Source organism: Mesorhizobium sp. M7A.F.Ca.US.014.04.1.1 (genome assembly GCF_003998745.1).
In the GTDB taxonomy this organism is placed as follows: Bacteria; Pseudomonadota; Alphaproteobacteria; order Rhizobiales; family Rhizobiaceae; genus Mesorhizobium; species Mesorhizobium ciceri.
Genome location: NZ_RZRW01001357.1, coordinates 1 through 594, shown reverse-complemented (window position 1 = coordinate 594; position 594 = coordinate 1). Strand labels below are relative to the sequence as shown.

Here is a 594-nt window from a genome sequence, read left to right as displayed (position 1 = left end):
ACCCCGGCACATCCTTCCTGGGGCGCCCGCCGCTGCCGTGAAGGGAGGCCGCTTCTTTACATTTCGGCCGGCGCAAGACGCGTGAGCGAGGGCAACATCATGAATCCCGAAAAGCCCAGCATTCATGCGCCATCCGCCGAGCTGCTCGCTGCCATGGCTAATGAAAAGCGCCTTCTCGCTCTAATGATTCTTGCTGACGGAGAAATATCCGTTTCTGATCTGGCGCCGCGACTGGGGCTTAGCAACTCAGCACTCTCCCAGCATCTCGGCATGATGCGAGAATCTGGTCTGGTCACCCGGAGGCAGGAGCGCCATAAAGCGTATTACTCGTGCACAGATCTTGCCCTGAAAGTCCTTGAGCTCCTGGACTGGCTTGTTGAGCGGAAAACTCTGCCTGGCCGCGACCATCATCCATAAAGCCCGGACCTTTGGAAGGTTGCGATGTCGCGACTTCAAGGCTCGTCACCGGATTGTGGAGATTTGTAAGCTTCGACCCCGCCGCCAGGCGATGGCGGCGGGGTTGGATGGTTCGTTCAGTCGTAAACCTTGATGATTTTTCGGGTGCCCGGGTCCACCAGCACCGGGCGGTTGTCG

At 58.8% G+C, this 594-nt stretch carries 1 protein-coding gene; it reads left to right on the top strand.

Annotated elements, in window-relative coordinates; all coding sequences use genetic code 11:
* On the top strand, positions 1-417 hold a 417-nt coding region (locus tag EOA22_RS36525; protein ID WP_245478812.1), incomplete at its 5' end, for a metalloregulator ArsR/SmtB family transcription factor.
* Positions 418-594: the final 177 nt, after the last annotated feature.